Origin of the sequence: Corynebacterium sp. H130, from assembly GCF_037572395.1 — a bacterium.
In the GTDB taxonomy this organism is placed as follows: Bacteria; Actinomycetota; Actinomycetes; order Mycobacteriales; family Mycobacteriaceae; genus Corynebacterium.
In genome coordinates, this window is sequence record NZ_JBBHLA010000003.1 from 26,973 (window position 1) to 42,058 (window position 15,086).

General features: G+C 60.3%; 18 protein-coding genes. 8 read left to right on the plus strand and 10 right to left on the minus strand.

Annotated elements, in window-relative coordinates; genetic code table 11:
- Positions 1-36 precede the first annotated feature (36 nt).
- Entirely contained in the window at positions 37-570 is a 534-nt protein-coding gene (locus WG939_RS06335) for a 2'-5' RNA ligase family protein (protein ID WP_339983835.1), read from the plus strand.
- Complete coding sequence (locus WG939_RS06340) at positions 528-1,331, plus strand: Fpg/Nei family DNA glycosylase (protein ID WP_339984539.1); 804 nt, start codon at positions 528-530, stop codon at positions 1,329-1,331. The genes WG939_RS06335 and WG939_RS06340 overlap by 43 nt, the downstream gene beginning before the upstream one ends.
- Here the strand turns inward: WG939_RS06340 and WG939_RS06345 are convergent.
- The 10 genes from WG939_RS06345 to WG939_RS06390 form a co-directional block, all read right to left on the minus strand.
- Entirely contained in the window at positions 1,319-1,558 is a 240-nt protein-coding gene (locus tag WG939_RS06345; protein ID WP_339983837.1) for a hypothetical protein, read from the minus strand. The genes WG939_RS06340 and WG939_RS06345 overlap by 13 nt on opposite strands.
- 125 nt (positions 1,559-1,683) lie before the next feature.
- Complete coding sequence (locus tag WG939_RS06350; protein ID WP_339983839.1) at positions 1,684-3,099, minus strand: mechanosensitive ion channel family protein; 1,416 nt, start codon at positions 3,097-3,099, stop codon at positions 1,684-1,686.
- A 19-nt stretch (positions 3,100-3,118) separates the two neighbouring features.
- Positions 3,119-3,331, minus strand: a complete 213-nt coding sequence (locus tag WG939_RS06355; RefSeq protein WP_339983841.1) for a helix-turn-helix transcriptional regulator — start codon at positions 3,329-3,331, stop codon at positions 3,119-3,121.
- Between the two features lie 80 nt (positions 3,332-3,411).
- A complete protein-coding gene (locus WG939_RS06360; protein WP_339983843.1) occupies positions 3,412-4,272 on the minus strand; it encodes a DNA glycosylase AlkZ-like family protein in 861 nt (286 codons plus the stop codon).
- Between the two features lie 337 nt (positions 4,273-4,609).
- Complete coding sequence (locus WG939_RS06365; RefSeq protein WP_339983845.1) at positions 4,610-6,103, minus strand: DUF1846 domain-containing protein; 1,494 nt, start codon at positions 6,101-6,103, stop codon at positions 4,610-4,612.
- 88 nt (positions 6,104-6,191) lie between these two features.
- Positions 6,192-6,698, minus strand: a complete 507-nt coding sequence (locus WG939_RS06370) for a hypothetical protein (protein ID WP_339983847.1) — start codon at positions 6,696-6,698, stop codon at positions 6,192-6,194.
- Between the two features lie 24 nt (positions 6,699-6,722).
- Positions 6,723-7,157, minus strand: a complete 435-nt coding sequence (locus WG939_RS06375) for a bleomycin resistance protein (RefSeq protein ID WP_339983849.1) — start codon at positions 7,155-7,157, stop codon at positions 6,723-6,725.
- Positions 7,158-7,206: 49 nt separating this feature from the next.
- The gene (locus WG939_RS06380; RefSeq protein ID WP_339983851.1) at positions 7,207-8,523 is read right to left on the minus strand and encodes an MFS transporter; all 1,317 of its coding nucleotides are present in this window, start codon (positions 8,521-8,523) and stop codon (positions 7,207-7,209) included.
- Between the two features lie 20 nt (positions 8,524-8,543).
- The gene (locus tag WG939_RS06385; protein ID WP_339983853.1) at positions 8,544-9,854 is read right to left on the minus strand and encodes an AMP-binding protein; all 1,311 of its coding nucleotides are present in this window, start codon (positions 9,852-9,854) and stop codon (positions 8,544-8,546) included.
- 379 nt (positions 9,855-10,233) lie between these two features.
- Entirely contained in the window at positions 10,234-10,821 is a 588-nt protein-coding gene (locus WG939_RS06390; protein WP_339983855.1) for a TetR/AcrR family transcriptional regulator, read from the minus strand.
- A 44-nt stretch (positions 10,822-10,865) separates the two neighbouring features.
- Here WG939_RS06390 and paaI point away from each other — a divergent pair, with 44 nt between their 5' ends.
- The 6 genes from paaI to paaE all read left to right on the plus strand — a co-directional run bounded on the left by paaI (position 10,866) and on the right by paaE (position 15,080).
- Positions 10,866-11,312, plus strand: coding sequence for a hydroxyphenylacetyl-CoA thioesterase PaaI (gene paaI / locus WG939_RS06395; RefSeq protein WP_339983857.1), 447 nt, complete (start codon positions 10,866-10,868; stop codon positions 11,310-11,312).
- Positions 11,313-11,394: 82 nt separating this feature from the next.
- Positions 11,395-12,327, plus strand: a complete 933-nt coding sequence (gene paaA, locus WG939_RS06400; protein ID WP_339983859.1) for a 1,2-phenylacetyl-CoA epoxidase subunit PaaA — start codon at positions 11,395-11,397, stop codon at positions 12,325-12,327.
- An 11-nt stretch (positions 12,328-12,338) separates the two neighbouring features.
- On the plus strand, positions 12,339-12,623 hold the full coding sequence (gene paaB / locus WG939_RS06405; protein WP_339983861.1) for a 1,2-phenylacetyl-CoA epoxidase subunit PaaB: 285 nt from the start codon (positions 12,339-12,341) through the stop codon (positions 12,621-12,623).
- Positions 12,620-13,447, plus strand: a complete 828-nt coding sequence (gene paaC, locus WG939_RS06410; RefSeq protein ID WP_339983863.1) for a 1,2-phenylacetyl-CoA epoxidase subunit PaaC — start codon at positions 12,620-12,622, stop codon at positions 13,445-13,447. Before paaB ends, paaC begins: the two co-directional genes overlap by 4 nt.
- 5 nt (positions 13,448-13,452) lie before the next feature.
- On the plus strand, positions 13,453-13,962 hold the full coding sequence (paaD, locus tag WG939_RS06415) for a 1,2-phenylacetyl-CoA epoxidase subunit PaaD (protein ID WP_339983865.1): 510 nt from the start codon (positions 13,453-13,455) through the stop codon (positions 13,960-13,962).
- Positions 13,962-15,080: a 1,2-phenylacetyl-CoA epoxidase subunit PaaE gene (gene paaE, locus WG939_RS06420; protein ID WP_339983867.1), complete on the plus strand. Its 1,119-nt coding sequence runs from the start codon at positions 13,962-13,964 to the stop codon at positions 15,078-15,080. Before paaD ends, paaE begins: the two co-directional genes overlap by 1 nt.
- The last annotated feature ends 6 nt before the right edge of the window (positions 15,081-15,086 follow it).

Here is a 15,086-nt window from a genome sequence, read left to right on the forward strand (position 1 = left end):
TATGCCCACCCGCCGGGTTGTGCTTACCCTATTCCTATGCCCTCTCCTGAGAACTTGCTCCTTTACCTATCACCGGAGCACGACGCCGCCATCCGGCAGCTGTTTGACCAGCTGGCCGAGCGCGGTTTCCCGAGGCAGCACCAGACTCCGCATATCACCCTGACGTTTTCGCCGGCGATGCCACCCGAAGTGGTATCTAGAGCTGGCGAGCTCCTGCCAGGTCTAATCCCGGCGACCTTCAGTCGCGTGGGCACCGTCGTCTTCGGGACCAAGTCCAAGCAGACCGTGGCTTTTCTCCTGGAGACCACAGAAGAACTCGAACGGGCTGCCCGGGAGCTGAGCGCCCTGAATCCGGATGGGCGTGGCGATCGGTGGACACCGCACCTCACGGTTGGTCTGCGGTTGCCGCGGGCCCTCATTCCGTCCTACCTAGCGACACTCGACGAGCTGGAGTTTCCCCGCGAGTTACTGGCCGATCGGGCCGGGTATTGGCGCCCGGTGCAGCAGGAGCTGACTATGCTAGCTCCATGCCCGAAGGCCACGTCATCCACCGACTCGCCCGCGACCTAACCGAGGAGTTCGCCGGCCAGCGCGTCTGCGTATCTTCACCGCAGGGCCGGTTCGCCACCTCCGCAGCGCTTATCGACGACCATGTCCTCACTCACGCCGACGCCTACGGCAAGCAGTTGTTCATCCATTTCGCGGGTCCGCATGTGGTGAGTATTCATCTTGGTTTGATCGGGAAGTTCCGGGTGGCGCCGCTTTCGGATCCGGGCCCGACCGTGCGACTACGAATCGCCAACTCTAGCGTTGCTGCGGATCTGATTGGACCGCAGTGGTGTCGCCTGGTGACGGAAGATGAGGTTGCACAAGCGGTGGCCAAACTCGGCGCCGATCCGTTGCGCGCTGATGCGGATCCGGAGTGGTTGTGGACGCGAGTAAGCCGTTCGAGCCGCACGATTGCTTCGTTGCTCATGGACCAAAAGCTATTCGCCGGGGTGGGGAATATCTATCGGGCCGAGCCACTGTTTCGCTTGGGGTTAAGCCCTTTTACGCCAGGTCGGGAGCTTTCACGGGAGCTGTTTGACGCGCTCTGGGCCGACCTGGTGACGCTCATGCAGGACGGAGTGACCGCGGGTCGGATCGATACTGTTCGTCTCGAGCACACCCCGGAGGCGATGGGACGCGATCCGCGCAAGGACGACCACGGCGGTGAAGTCTATGTCTATCGCCGGGCGGGCTTGCCATGCCATGTCTGCGGCACGGAGGTTCAGCACCAGGTGTTGGAGGGCCGGAATTTGTTCTGGTGCCCTACGTGTCAGAGTTCCTGATCGGAGGAACGTGGCAGCGCAATGGCGCAGAGCCTTTCGAGGCACGAGCCCCAGAGTAGTTCGTGTCCCCACACTGCGTCGCGCATAGCCTCTCCCAGTTGGGCGGTGGTCATGCCTCCGGAGATGGCAGTGTTGGATTCGATGACCACTCGGTACCACTTTCCGATCTGCTCAACGAGCACCATCGCCTGCCTATCTTCGCAGTTGAAGGCGTTGGCAACATCCACCAGCTACTCGAAGTATTCACTCCCCCATCACTCGCACGCAGGTCACTGCGCGAACGTCGTCATCAAATTCCATGCCTGCAGCATATGAAGAGGGCCGGACACGAAAATCGAAACATCGAACACGCTTACGGAGTCGGCGTCGCGACCTCGGTATTCTCTGGTTCAGCAGTGGTCGTCTGCTCGACAGACGTTGCAGTCACCGTCGGCGTCAGCGTTGGCGTCACGACGGGCACCGCTGTCTCCATAACAGGCGCCTCGGAAGTCTCCGGAGTGTGGGTTTCCACGTATACCGGTGGCTCTGGCGGCGCCGGAGCAGGCGCTTCTGAAGTGATGACTGGCTTCGGTGCCAGCCAGCCGGATTTGCCGCCTTCGGTGCCGTCGCTAAGCGTCATGGAACCGAGCATGCCCACAATCAGCAACCCAAGCAGCAGCAAGGTGGTCGAAGGGCGGACGTGGCCGCCGAGGGAGAGCAGGCCGGCCATGCTGTGTGGTTTGCCTTCGTCTTCGTCTTCGCGCTCCTCGATTTCGCGCATGACCTGCTCGCGGGGCACTTCCGCGTTTTCTGCCGCGTTGGCCAAGGCTTCCGAGGCTTGTGGCTGAGGCTGCGTCAGCGGAGTGTGCGCCAACGCCGCGGGAGGGATCGCGCGGAACTCCTGGGTGTCCAGCAGGTGCTTGAGGTTTTCATCGAGGAGGCCGGTTTCCGAGGCGCGTTTGCCATAGTCATCCCACCATTCGTCCAGGATCGCGGCGCGCAGGGCACGCTCGATGAGCCACTGTTTTCCTGGTGCGACATCGACCATGATGCGCATCGTGGCGGTCCATGGCAGACCCATGGCGGACGGCGGGGTGACGGCCGTAGCGGGCTGGAAAGTAATGTCGCTACGGAGGTGTTCGCTTATCGACGGCTCAAGCAGCGCATCCTCCGCCGCTGCGAGCGTGCGCGCGTTGATTTCCGTCATGGAACCACCAGCAGTGATCGGGACGGGGATGCTAACGACAGCGCGTGCCCAGCGTGCCGATGAATTGACGCACAGGCGCGCTTCCCCGTTCGGGACCGTGATCTCTTCGCCGTTGATCGTTCGGATCGTGGTGGCGCGCAGCGTCATGTCGACCACATCGCCTTCCACCGTCGCAGCGCTGCCGTAGAACTTCACCCAGTCGCCCACGCCGTACTGCTTTTCCGTGATGATGAAGAAGCCACCGAGCAGGTCACCGATGATTTTCTGGGAACCGAAACCGACCGCAGCAGAGACCACCGTCGCCGGGATCGCCGCAGCCGCCAAGTTGATACCCAGGTTGTTCATCGCAGCGACGACCAGGGAGAAGTAGGCGATCGCCTCCGCGATGTACACCATCGCACCCACAATGGCCTTACGGCCCTTCGCAGCCTCCGTGCCCTCTTCCATTGTGCTACCGACACTCGCGATGATCCGTCGGCCCACGCGCGGAATCAGGAAACCAATGATGACCAGCAGCGTCAAGAAAATGCCGTGCGTGATGATCCAGGTTTTGATGTTCTCGAGGAGGATTTCAAGGCCCATGGGACAAGGGTAGGTGGTTTTACTTCAGCGCGTCCGGCACATGTACCACTGTGGCCAATTCCAAACCGAGGACCGCCAACACTGCCCGCAGCTTATCGACGCGAACAGTGTCCTTACCCGCTTCTACAGACCTCACGAATCGCTCACTCACCTGGGCAAGATCTGCAAGGTCTCCTTGAGTGAGGTCGAGTTCTTTGCGCCTGGTTCGGATCGTTTCGTGGATGAGTTCCATGGTTTAAGAATAGGCACGATCGTGCCTATTTGACTGTTTAAGGGGCCGATTTTGCCCTTACAGGCACCAAACCGGCACGATCATGCCTCAACAACACCCCTTTTTAATCTAAATGGTCGACATATCCCATTCTTTGTCGGCCCAACAATCGGCACTAATTCTGCAGGACAAACTGCTGATCGATCTTTGTATCCGAGGAGGTACTCGTCAAAAGCCGGCAGATCTAGCCGATTGTCTAGCACGCTCTCCAGGGATACTTCTTCCTGGTACGCACCCATGTAGTACTCCCCAACCTGAATCACATCCTCCGCTAGAGCCGTGGCCCGCTTAGCGTCGCGGATCGTAAGGCCACTCCACCACGCAAGGTCCTGGACAGTCGCAGGCCCACGGGAGTCGAAGTAGCGGGTGCCTAGCTCTGCAAGGGCATTATCGCCCTCGAGCTCTTTGCCCGGGCCCGCGAAGGCAAACACATCCTTGTCGATCTGCACCACGTCCCCCACCGAGCCGAAGGATCGCAGCAGGTGAGAGCCCTGTACGCCATCGAAGCCCATGACTTCATAGGCCAGTGCTCGGGTCACCGGACCATCGGAAAGCGCCTCATGAAAGGCGGCTTTGGCCCTGGCATAGTCGTCTGGAGTGATGCCCAGTCCCGGGCGACGCTTGGCAGCTGCAGCTTCAGCGCGTGGCGCGCAAAGACGCATCATCCACGAGGCATCTTCGGCAGCAAGAAAATGGTGAGTCCCGCGCTGCGACCAGCAACGGACGATGCCTTCAAGATCACCCGACAAAGAGCGAGACTGTAGCGCTTTCACGCCTGAATCGAACTGCTGCGCCTGCGTCGCGAGCATCCAACGGGCTGCGTCGAGCGGGGTTTCCAGCTTTCGACTGGGCACCAAGCGCTGGGCAATGAGGCGACGGGCGCGCAGTTCTACTTGGTGCATGCCTTTAGAGGTTAAGCGGTGGTAGGTCGGTGGATCTCAACGAAACCGCGAGTTTAGGAACCCGAGTTTCGGGAGAAAAGCACCGGAATAGCACCCTTGAAGCACGGTTTCGCTCCGAAACTCGGGTTCCTAAGATCAAGGTTCACGAGCCCGGCTGCGTTGAGCGCCAAATAGGTTCGTTTTCCGCAGTAAGCCAATCCAACCACAACTTTAGGAACCCGAGTTTCGTCCGAAAAACCCCAAAACAGCATCCCTGAAGCCCTATTTCGCTACGAAACTCGGGTTCCTAAACTCAGCAATTCAGCGTGAAGACCAGCCCAAGCCAGTAAACCAAAACCTACTTCCTAAACAGACTCTTCTTCGCGAACTTCGGCTCGGAGGTGACCAGGACGCCGAGGTTGCGGAAGATTCCTTCGTCCACGGATCCGAGGATGGTGGTGGTGTGGATGTCGCATCCGCGCAGGTCCTGAAGTTTTTCTAGCGCGAGGCGCGCGTTCTCGTCGGTGGAAGCCGAGGTGGACAGGGCGATGAGAACCTCGTCGGTGTGCAGGCGCGGGTTGCGGGAGCCGAGGTGCTTAGTCTTCAGGGTCTGGATTGGCTCGATGGACTCTGGGGAGAGCAAGTGAACGTCGTCTGGGATGCCGGCGAGGATCTTCAACGCATTGAGGACTACGGCGGCAGAGCAACCGAGCAGTTCAGAGGTTTTTCCGGTGACGATGCGGCCGTCCTGAAGCTCGAGGGCAGCGGCAGGGGCACCGGTTTCCTCAGCCAAGGCGATAGCCGGAGCTACGACGGCGCGCTCGGAGGTTTCGATACCGAGGCGGCCCATGATCATTGCGACGCGCTCGGAGCCGATTGGGTCGAGTTCGGCGCGCGCTTCGGCGACGAGTTCCTTGTAATAGCGGCGGATGATTTCCTGGCGGCCGGCTTCCTGGCAGACGGCGTCGTCGGAAATGCAGTGGCCGGCCATGTTGACGCCCATGTCGGTTGGCGACTGGTACGGCGAAGAGCCTGCGATCTTCTCCAGCAGGGTCTTGAGCAGCGGGAATACCTCGACGTCGCGGTTGTAGTTGACGGTGGTTTCGCCGTAGGCCTGGAGGTGGAATGGGTCGATGACGTTCTTGTCGTCGAGGTCCACGGTGGCAGCTTCGTAGGCCTCGTTGACCGGGTGGTTCAGCGGGATGTTCCAGATTGGGAAGGTCTCGAACTTGGCGTAGCCGGTCTGGATGCCGCGCTGGTGCTCGTGGTACATCTGCGACAGGCAGGTGGCCAGCTTGCCGGAACCAGGGCCAGGGGCTGTGACGACGACCAGGTCGCGCGTCGTTTCGGCGTATTCATTCCGGCCCAGGCCTTCCTCAGACACCACGAGCTTGGTGTTCGATGGGTAGCCCGGGATGGTTCGGTGAATCGACACCTTCAGGCCGAGGCGCTCCGCGCGCTGCTTGAAGGTTGCTGCCTGCAGGTTTTCATCGTCGGTCTGGGTCATGACGACGTGTTCGACGAGGAAGCCTTGCTCGCGGAACGCGTCGATAAGGCGGAGCACGTCCTCTTCATAAGTGATGCCAAGGTCGGCGCGGACTTTGTGTCGCTGCAGATCCTTGGCATTGAGGCAAACGAGAATTTCGAGTTCATCCTTCAGCTGCTCCAGCATGACGATCTTGTTGTCTGGAGTGAAGCCGGGGAGGACGCGGGAGGCGTGCATGTCGTCGAAAAGCTTGCCGCCCATTTCCAGATACAGCTTGCCGCCGATCTGGTCGCGACGCTCTTTGATGTGGTGCGATTGCATCGCGATGTACTTGTCGCGATCAAAACCGATTTTTTGTGCGCTCATGCGGCATGCGTCCTTATTTGTTGAAGCACTAGGTACGCCCGGTAAGTCTATCAACCCCGACTAATCAATGCTCGCAGATATATTCACACTAGTCGCACGGAGTCATCTTCATCTGCGGCGGCGGGTTGAGGCGCGCCATCTTCTCCGCGGAATAGCAGGCCCGACTCATGCCCGTCTTCGTGACACCATCAGGCATAATCGGCTGCCACGCCCCGCTCTCCCACATCATGTGCGCAGTCCAGTCGGTCTGAAACTTACCGACCAACGCAAACTTGCCGTCGCAAAAGGCGACGTGGTTGAACTCTTTGCTGGTGGCCGCGGCCGTGATCGTGTCAATGTCGCATGGGCCCGTCGCGGGCGCGCTTTGCGACGTCACAGGCTGCGCACTCGGCTTCGCCTCGCTGCTTGGTTTCTCCTGGCTACTCGGCTGCGCTTGGCTGCTGGAAGCCGACGAGCTAGCTGGAGCTGCGGACGTTTCCTGTTCCACGGTCACCACAACGACCGAGGTCTGTGGGGCTGCCCCTTGCAGATCTTCAAAGGCAGAGCAGCCACACAGCGCAACAGTCGGAATGAGAGCTAATGCAATTCGATTCATAGCCTCATTTTATACAAAAGAAGTTTACTTTACTTCCCGCTTGCCCAATGGCTGCTGGAAGCGAAGCAGGTAACCATCCGGATCGCTCACGAGGAACTGACGGACGCCGAACTCTATCGCGGCACCAACCGGGTACCACTTCTCCTCTGGCTCGAGGTAAAGCGGCCAATTGATGTTGGCCAGCGCAGCGAGTGGAACATCGAGGTTGTCCACGCGCACCTGGAAGTTCACGCCACGACCGAATGGAGCTTCGAGTTCACCGGTGACGAAGTCACGGCCTTCGCCAAGTTCATGCAGCACGATGTGGGCGTTGCCCTTGGAGATGCAGGCGAATCCAACTTCGTAGCGGGCGAAGTCGACGGAGAAACCGCAGATCGCACACCAGAAGTTGATGCTCTTGTTCAGGTCGCTGACAAGTAGCTCGGGGGCAAGGTCCTGGTCAATTTCTGGAAAGATCATGTGTTTATTTTTCCATATCAACGCCCATAAGCCAATAGCAAAAGTGCCCTTAATGCAGGCTCTTCCCCTCGATATCCTTCGGCACCATAAGCACGGCAACCAGGGAGATCAAAGAGATCACCGCAATGTATCCACCAATCGCGAGTGACGAGCCAGTCTTATTCAGCAGCATCTGCGCGATCATCGGGGCAAAGGCACCACCAAAGATAGAGCCAATGGCGTAGGAGATCGATACACCGGACAGGCGAATGCGGGCCGGAAACATCTCTGCGTACAGCGCGGACTGCGGCCCGTAGGTTGCTCCGAGGAGCAAGCCCAGGATCAGGGAGGCGATAGCAAACAACACAATGTTGCGGGTATCGATGAGCAGCCACATCGGGATCGCGTACACGATCATCGCGCTGTATCCCCAGGTAAACGTGCGCTTCTTGCCGAACTTGTCACCCAGCAGACCGGACCAAATCGTGCCGATCAGCCACGTCACCGAGCCAAGGAGTGACACCATGAGCACCTGAGATTTCGGCAGATGCAGCACCTTGGTGCCGTAGGAATTGAAGAAGGCAATCGCCAGGTAACCGGCAGCGTTGCAGCCCGCGAAGATGAAGGCAGCCACGAACACGTCCTTGGTGTGGTTCTTAAAGAGAACACCCAGCGGTGCGGTGGATTCCTTCTGCAGGTTCTGCAGCTCCGCGAACACCGGGGACTCCTCCACCATCTTGCGGATGAAGTAGCCAATGCCAATGAGAACCAACGAGGACAGGAATGGGATACGCCAACCCCAGGTGTTGAACTGCTCGTCCGTCGTAAAGCGCGTCAGAGCCAGCATGAACACCGTGGCCAGGAACATTCCCGCCGGCACGCCGATCTGCGGGTAGGAGCCGAAATACGAGCGGCGATTGACGGGCGCGTGCTCTACAGCGAGCAGGGCCGCGCCACCCCATTCACCGCCGGCGGACAGGCCCTGAATGATGCGCAGGAGCACGAGAATCAGAGGCGCGGCGATGCCGATGGCTGCATAGTTCGGGAGCAAGCCCATGGCCACGGTCGCGCCGCCCATGCCGAACAGAGTGAGGACGAGGACTAGCTTGCGGCCAAAGCGGTCACCCAGGTGACCTGCGATGATGGCGCCCAGCGGTCGGAACAGGAAGGAAATTCCGATCGACGCCCAGGACACAATCTGCGCCAGCGCCGGGGAGGTGTTGGAGGCAGGGTTGAAGTACTGGGTGGCGAACACCAGGCCGGCGGCCTGGGCGTAGATGAAGAAGTCGAACCACTCAATCGTGGTGCCCACCATCGATCCAGCGAGGACGCGACGGTGTTCTTGGGTCAGTGGGGCAGGCTTTTCAGTGAGGGTGGCAGTGGTCATAGGCTGCGCTTTCTAGGAGATCACTTCGGTCGGTTATCGACGAGGCGCTTGGCCTTGCCTTCACCGGTGTCAACGTGATCGCGAACCTCAACGCCAACGGTGATGCCGATGCGGTTCTTGATCTGCTTGCGCAGGTTGTGTCCTGCGTCGTCGCGTTCGCGCTGGGAGAAGTCTGGGTTTCCTTCCACCAGGATCGTCAGGGTGTCCATGCGCCCCTGACGATCAAGCACGCACTGATACTTGGTCTTCAGTGCAGCTTCCTCCACGATCAACTCTTCAAACTGGGACGGGAAGCAGTTCACGCCACGGAGGATGATCATGTCGTCGTTACGCGCGCTAATGCGGGCGAGGCGACGCATGGATCGGGCGGTGCCCGGCAACAGGCGGGTCAGGTCGTGGGTGCGGTAGCGGATGACCGGGAAGGCTTCCTTGGTCAGCGGGGTGATGACCAGCTCGCCGAGCTCGCCGTCCGGCACTGGCTGCAGCGTCTCCGGGTCCACGATCTCCGGGTAGAAGTGGTCCTCCCAGATGGTCAGCCCATCCTTGGTCTCCACGCATTCCTGCGCCACACCCGGCCCCATCACCTCAGAAAGGCCGTAAATGTCAGTGGCGTCGATACCGAGGCTCTGCTCCAGCTCGCCACGCATGCCCTCCGACCATGGCTCGGCGCCGAAAATACCCACGCGCAGGGACGTCTCCGCAGGATCCATGCCTTCCTGTCGCATGCGGTCAACCACGTTAAGCATGTACGACGGCGTCGCCATGATCGCATCTGGCTTAAAGTCGCGAATGATCTGCACCTGGCGCTCCGTCATGCCACCCGAGGTTGGGATGGCGGTGGCACCAAGCTTTTCGACGCCATAGTGGGCACCCAACCCACCAGTAAAGAGGCCGTAGCCGAAGGCAACCTGAACCTTATCGCCAGGGCGCACACCACCGGCACGCAGGGAACGAGCTACCAGGTCAGCCCAGGTTTCGATGTCATTGCGGGTGTAGCCCACAACCGTTGGAAGGCCGGTGGTCCCGGAGGAGGCGTGGATACGCGCGATCTGGTGATCACCCACGGCAAACATGCCGAACGGGTACTCGGCGCGCAGGTCCTTCTTCTCCGTGAAGGGGAACTTGGCGAGGTCCGAGAGCTCCTTGAAGTCATCCGGGTGTACGCCCATCTCATCGAACACGCGCTTGTAATGCGGAACGTTGTAGTACGCGTGGCGCAGAGTGTTCTTGGCACGCGCGGTCTGAAGTGCGGTGATCTCGTCGCGGGAAGCGAACTCGATGCCGGTTTCAGGGCCGTGGTGCGAGGAAGTGATGTCGTATGCGGAAGTCACGAATGATCCAATCGGTTTGCGGTCACTTTTGATTTACCGACCATTCGGTCAGGTAAGTTGTGACATACACTACACCAGCAAACGTGACCTGTGCCACTAAAAATTTCGACGGATTTGCAATGGGTGTGATTTGCAAACTTTTCAACACAGGCTGGAGCGGGTTTTGGGGGTGGTCTTGCACAGAGCGCACCCTGAAACGTGAGTTTAGGAACCTGAGTTTCGGGGCAGAGAGGGCCATATTCGACCCAAAAGCCCAAATTTCGTTCCGAAACTCAGGTTCCTAAACTTGTGTTTCGGGCGCATCAAGTTACTTGTGCGTGGCGGAAACCCCATACACAAACCATTTGACATTCCCTGTATTTCACCAGGGATCGACGACCTACCCCTCAGCCAGCCCAGAAAACGCCATCGTCTCCACGATGTCTGCCACCTGCTCCGCCGATAGCGCACCCTCGGGCGAATACCACTCGACCAGCGAGTTCACCATGCCAAGCAGCAGACGTCCAGATGCGCCCGGCGATAGCTCGGCAGACACTGAACCTTCCGATTGCGCCTGCCGAATGAGCCCCACCAGGTAGTTCGTGAAATCACGACGACGGGCCATAGCTTCCACTTCGACATCCGAGTTGCCTCGCAGGCGAAGCAGCAGGGTGACATATTCCGGCTCATTACACAGCGCGATCGTGGTGCCACGGATCAGACCACGAAGCTTTTCAAGAGCGCTTCCGGTAGAGGACTCGGATTCGAGGACGAGGGCGTCGAGAAGCGCAAGAGCGCGGTCGGTTGCGTCCTTAAGCAGCTCCTCCTTGGAGGAAATGTGGTGGTAGATGGCAGATTTGGAGACACCAAGCGCTTGAGCCAGCACCCCCATGGAGGTTGCTTCATAGCCGCGGATGTTGAATTCGCGCACCGCGATCCGCATGACATCTTCGCGCGCGTAGCCTGGTCTACCTTGTTTCGTTTCCACGAAAATGAGCGTACCGAACATTCGGTCAGGCTAGGGTGTGACCCATGACATACAACATCCTTGCCCCTGGAGTAGCAGCCGATTCACGCTTCGAGCACGTGCGGACCATGTTCGAGTCAGACCCGTGCACCGCCGAGCTCGGCGCCACCATCACCCACATTGACCTTGGCGAATGCACCGGACACTTCACCGTCCGCGAGAATCAGTGCAACGGCCACGGCACCGTCCAGGGCGGAATCTTGTTCACTTTTGCCGATTCCCTGTTCGCCGGCGCCTGCAACTCAGCGGGAGAGGTCGCTGTGGCCACCCACAACAGCATCCACTACATCGCACCTGCCTTCAAAGGACAGCGCATCGATGGTTCCGCCCACACAGTGCAGCAATGGGGTCGCAACGGTTTCGTAGACGTATCGCTCACCTGCGAAGGCAAGCCGATTGCCGAATTCCGTGGCACCTTCCGAGTCCTACCCAGGAAGCCCGCACAAAAGTAACCCCCGTCACAAAATCGATTGACACAGATCACAACTCCCCCATATACTGACCGAACGATCAGTAATTAACTCAGGAGGAGTTATGCAGGAACACTTTGACAAGCTCATCGCGGAGGACTCCCGCATCGAGCCAACCGACTGGATGCCAGACGGTTACCGAAAGACCCTGACCCGCCAGATTAGCCAGCATGCCCACTCCGAAATCATCGGTATGCAGCCGGAAGCGAACTGGATCACCCGAGCACCAAGCCTCAAGCGCAAGGCGATCCTCATGGCCAAGGTCCAGGACGAGGCAGGTCACGGCCTGTACCTCTACTCCGCCGCCGAAACGCTCGGCACCAACCGCGACGAGCTCGTCGACCAGCTCCTCGAAGGCCGCGCCAAGTACTCCTCGATCTTCAACTACCCGGCGCGCACCTGGGCCGATGTCGGCGCTATTGGCTGGCTTGTCGACGGCGCAGCGATCTGCAACCAGGTCCCGCTGTGCCGCTGCTCTTACGGTCCTTACGGCCGAGCGATGGTCCGCGTCTGTAAGGAAGAGTCCTTCCACCAGCGTCAAGGCTGGGAGATCCTGTATGAACTCGCCAACGGCACGCCAGAGCAGAAGCAGATGGCGCAGGAAGCGATCAACCGCTTCTACGGCCCGGCCTTGCAAATGTTCGGTCCACCGGATGACGATTCCCCGAATTCTCAGCAGTCCATGGCGTGGAACATCAAGCGCTTCTCCAACGACGAACTGCGCCAGCGTTTCGTGGACATGATCGTGCCGCAGGCCGAGGCCCTAGGCCTGCACTTCGAAGACCCGGACCTGAAGTGGAACGAAGAGCGTGGTCACTACGACTTCGGCGCTCTCGACTGGGACGAATTCTTTGGCGTGATCAAGGGCGACGGCCCATGCAACGAGCAGCGCATGCAGCGCCGTCGCGAAGCCTTTGAGGAAGGTGCCTGGGTGCGCGAGGCCGCCGCCGCCTACGCCGAAAAGTACGAGTCCAATGACACCTCTCTGATTGCGTAAAGGAAAAGCACATGTCTAACAACTGGCCTTTGTGGGAAGTCTTCGTTCGCTCCTCCCGCGGTCTCTCCCACGTTCACGCCGGCTCCCTGCACGCACCGGACGCGTCGATGGCGCTGCGCAACGCGCGTGACCTGTACACCCGTCGCAATGAAGGCACGAGCGTGTGGGTTGTGCCTGCCGAGGCGATCACCGCGTCCGATCCAGATTCCAAGGGCGGCTTCTTCGAGTCTGCGCAGGGCAAGAGCTTTCGCCACGCCACCTACTACACCAAGTCCGAAGGGGTGAAGCACCTGTGACGATCACGACTTCCGATTCCGCGACCAAGCAGTCGATGGGCGAAGCCATCACGGCGGAAGACATCCAGAACTCCGGCGTCAAGGCCCCGGAAAAAGTCGCCGAATACGCCCTGACCTTGGGCGACGACGCCCTGATCCTGGCGCAGCGGCTCGGCTGGTGGGTCTCCCGCGCACCTGAAATGGAAGAGGACATCGCCCTGGCGAACATCGGCCTCGACCTTCTCGGCCACGCCCGCTTCCTCCTCTCCTACGCGGGCACTGCCTGGGACAAGACCGAGGACGACCTCGCCTACTTCCGCAACGAGGAGCAATTCCGCTCCTGCCGTCTGGTAGAGCAGGAAAACGGCGACTTCGCCCACACCATCGCCCGCCAGCTGCTGTTCTCCTACTACGCCTACGGCCTGTACACGGCGCTGCTGAACTCGCAGGATGAGACCCTCCAGGCCATTGCCGCGAAGGCGATCAAGGAGGTCGAATACCACGTTGACCACGCCTCCCAGTGGCTGCTGCGCTTGGGTCTGGGCACCGAGGAATCCCACCGCCGCATGCAAAAAGGCCTGGACCACATGTGGCCTTACCTGGCGGAACTCTTCGAGGACCTGCCACTGCACGAGGAACTGGATGGCATTGCCGTGAAGCCATCCACCCTGAAGGCCGAGTTTGATGAGCGCATCGCGTGGATCATTGACAAGGCAGGCCTGGAGATTCCACAAACCAAGCAGGCCCGCTCCGGCCAGCGCACCGGTCGGTTCTCAGAGCAGCGCGGCTACATCCTCGCCGAAATGCAGGTGCTCGCCCGTCAGCACCCAGGAGCGACCTGGTAACGCGCATGCACGAGCTTCGACCGACGACTTCAAGGGAGGCCGAGCTGTGGGATGCCGCAGCCACCGTCCCCGACCCGGAAATCCCCGTGATCTCCATCGCTGACCTCGGCATTCTCCGAGGCGTCCGCTTCGACGGCGAGCAGCCGATCATCACGATCACCCCGACCTACTCGGGCTGCCCCGCCATGGAAACGATCTCCAACGACATCAAAGCCGCCGTGGTGCAAAAGGGCTACAAAAGCCCGGTCATCGACCTGGTGCTCAGCCCCGCCTGGACCACCGACTGGATCACAGAGGATGGGCAGAACGCGCTGCGGGAATACGGGATTGCGCCTCCGGGGCGTCGCGAAGCAAAGACCGGCCCCATCCCGCTCACCCTGCGAGTCCCCGTCGCCTGCCCGCGCTGCGGATCCCGCAACACCCGCGAACTTGCCCACTTCGGCTCCACCTCCTGCAAAGCCCTGTACTCCTGCGGTGACTGCCATGAGCCATTTGACTACTTTAAGGTGCACTGATGAACAAGAAGGTCTCTTTCAATCCGCTGCGCGTGAGCGAAGTGCGACGCCTGACGGCCGACTCCGTCGAGGTCGCCTTCGAGATCCCCGCCGAGCTGCAGGATGACTACAACTACATCCCCGGCCAATACGTCGCACTGCGCAAGGAGCTAAGCGGCCACGAGGTGCGTCGCTCCTACTCCATCTGCGACATCCCACGCCCGGGCGTGATCAAGGTGGCGATCAAGAAGACGCTGGGCGGCCAGTTCTCCACGTGGGCGAACGAGGAGCTACAGGTGGGCGAGCTTATCGACGTCATGAACCCGCAAGGCGCCTTCACCTCCCGCACTCACGTCACCGCGCTGAACGATCCATCCGCAGGCGAAGGTGCCAAGCACCTGGTGGCCTTTGCTGCCGGCTCCGGCATCACCCCGATCATGGCGATCGCCCAGTCCTTCCTCGCCTCCTCCGAGGAGCACACCTTTGAGCTGGTCTACGCCAACAAGGGCGCAGGTGACGTGATGTTTGCCGAGGAAATCGGCGACCTGAAGGACAAGTACCCGGCGCGCTTCGCCGCACATCACGTTCTTTCCCGTGAAAACCGCGTGAACCCGCTGTTTAGCGGCCGTATCGACGCGGAGCGCTTGGAATCCCTACTGGACAATGTCCTGGACCAGGACGCCGACGAATGGTTCCTCTGCGGCCCCTTCGAGCTGGTGCAGCTGTGCCGTGACACCCTCGCTGCCCGCGGCATCCCAGAAGACCGAGTGCGCTTCGAGCTGTTCACCACGGGCAAGCCGGGGGATGCTCCTGCCGGTCAGCAGGGCCGCGAGGTTGAGATCAAGGAGGGTGAGGACATCTTCAAGATCAAGTTCACCCTCGACGGCCTTTCTGGTGAAGTCGACTCCCCGGTTTCCGCGCACGAGACGGTGCTTAACGCGGCGCTGCGCAAGCGTGCCGACGTACCCTTCGCCTGCGCCGGCGGCGTGTGCGGCACCTGCCGCGCTCGCGTCACTGAGGGTGACTACGAAATGGACGAAAACTACGCGCTCGAACCGGACGAGGTGGCCGCAGGATACGTGCTGACCTGCCAGACCCGCCCGAAGTCCGCATGCCTGACCGTCGACTTCGACGCCTAAGGGAGG

Coding starts and splice junctions, on each gene's coding strand:
- paaE (WP_339983867.1), top strand. CDS start 13,962: ATGAACAAGAAGGTCTCTTTCAATCCGCTGCGCGTGAGCGAAGTGCGA.
- WG939_RS06365 (WP_339983845.1), bottom strand. CDS start 6,103: ATGAGCGCACAAAAAATCGGTTTTGATCGCGACAAGTACATCGCGATG.
- WG939_RS06350 (WP_339983839.1), bottom strand. CDS start 3,099: ATGGGCCTTGAAATCCTCCTCGAGAACATCAAAACCTGGATCATCACG.
- WG939_RS06375 (WP_339983849.1), bottom strand. CDS start 7,157: ATGATCTTTCCAGAAATTGACCAGGACCTTGCCCCCGAGCTACTTGTC.
- WG939_RS06380 (WP_339983851.1), bottom strand. CDS start 8,523: ATGACCACTGCCACCCTCACTGAAAAGCCTGCCCCACTGACCCAAGAA.
- WG939_RS06370 (WP_339983847.1), bottom strand. CDS start 6,698: ATGAATCGAATTGCATTAGCTCTCATTCCGACTGTTGCGCTGTGTGGC.
- WG939_RS06355 (WP_339983841.1), bottom strand. CDS start 3,331: ATGGAACTCATCCACGAAACGATCCGAACCAGGCGCAAAGAACTCGAC.
- paaB (WP_339983861.1), top strand. CDS start 12,339: ATGTCTAACAACTGGCCTTTGTGGGAAGTCTTCGTTCGCTCCTCCCGC.
- paaI (WP_339983857.1), top strand. CDS start 10,866: ATGACATACAACATCCTTGCCCCTGGAGTAGCAGCCGATTCACGCTTC.
- WG939_RS06335 (WP_339983835.1), top strand. CDS start 37: ATGCCCTCTCCTGAGAACTTGCTCCTTTACCTATCACCGGAGCACGAC.
- WG939_RS06360 (WP_339983843.1), bottom strand. CDS start 4,272: ATGCACCAAGTAGAACTGCGCGCCCGTCGCCTCATTGCCCAGCGCTTG.
- paaA (WP_339983859.1), top strand. CDS start 11,395: ATGCAGGAACACTTTGACAAGCTCATCGCGGAGGACTCCCGCATCGAG.
- paaD (WP_339983865.1), top strand. CDS start 13,453: ATGCACGAGCTTCGACCGACGACTTCAAGGGAGGCCGAGCTGTGGGAT.
- WG939_RS06340 (WP_339984539.1), top strand. CDS start 528: ATGCCCGAAGGCCACGTCATCCACCGACTCGCCCGCGACCTAACCGAG.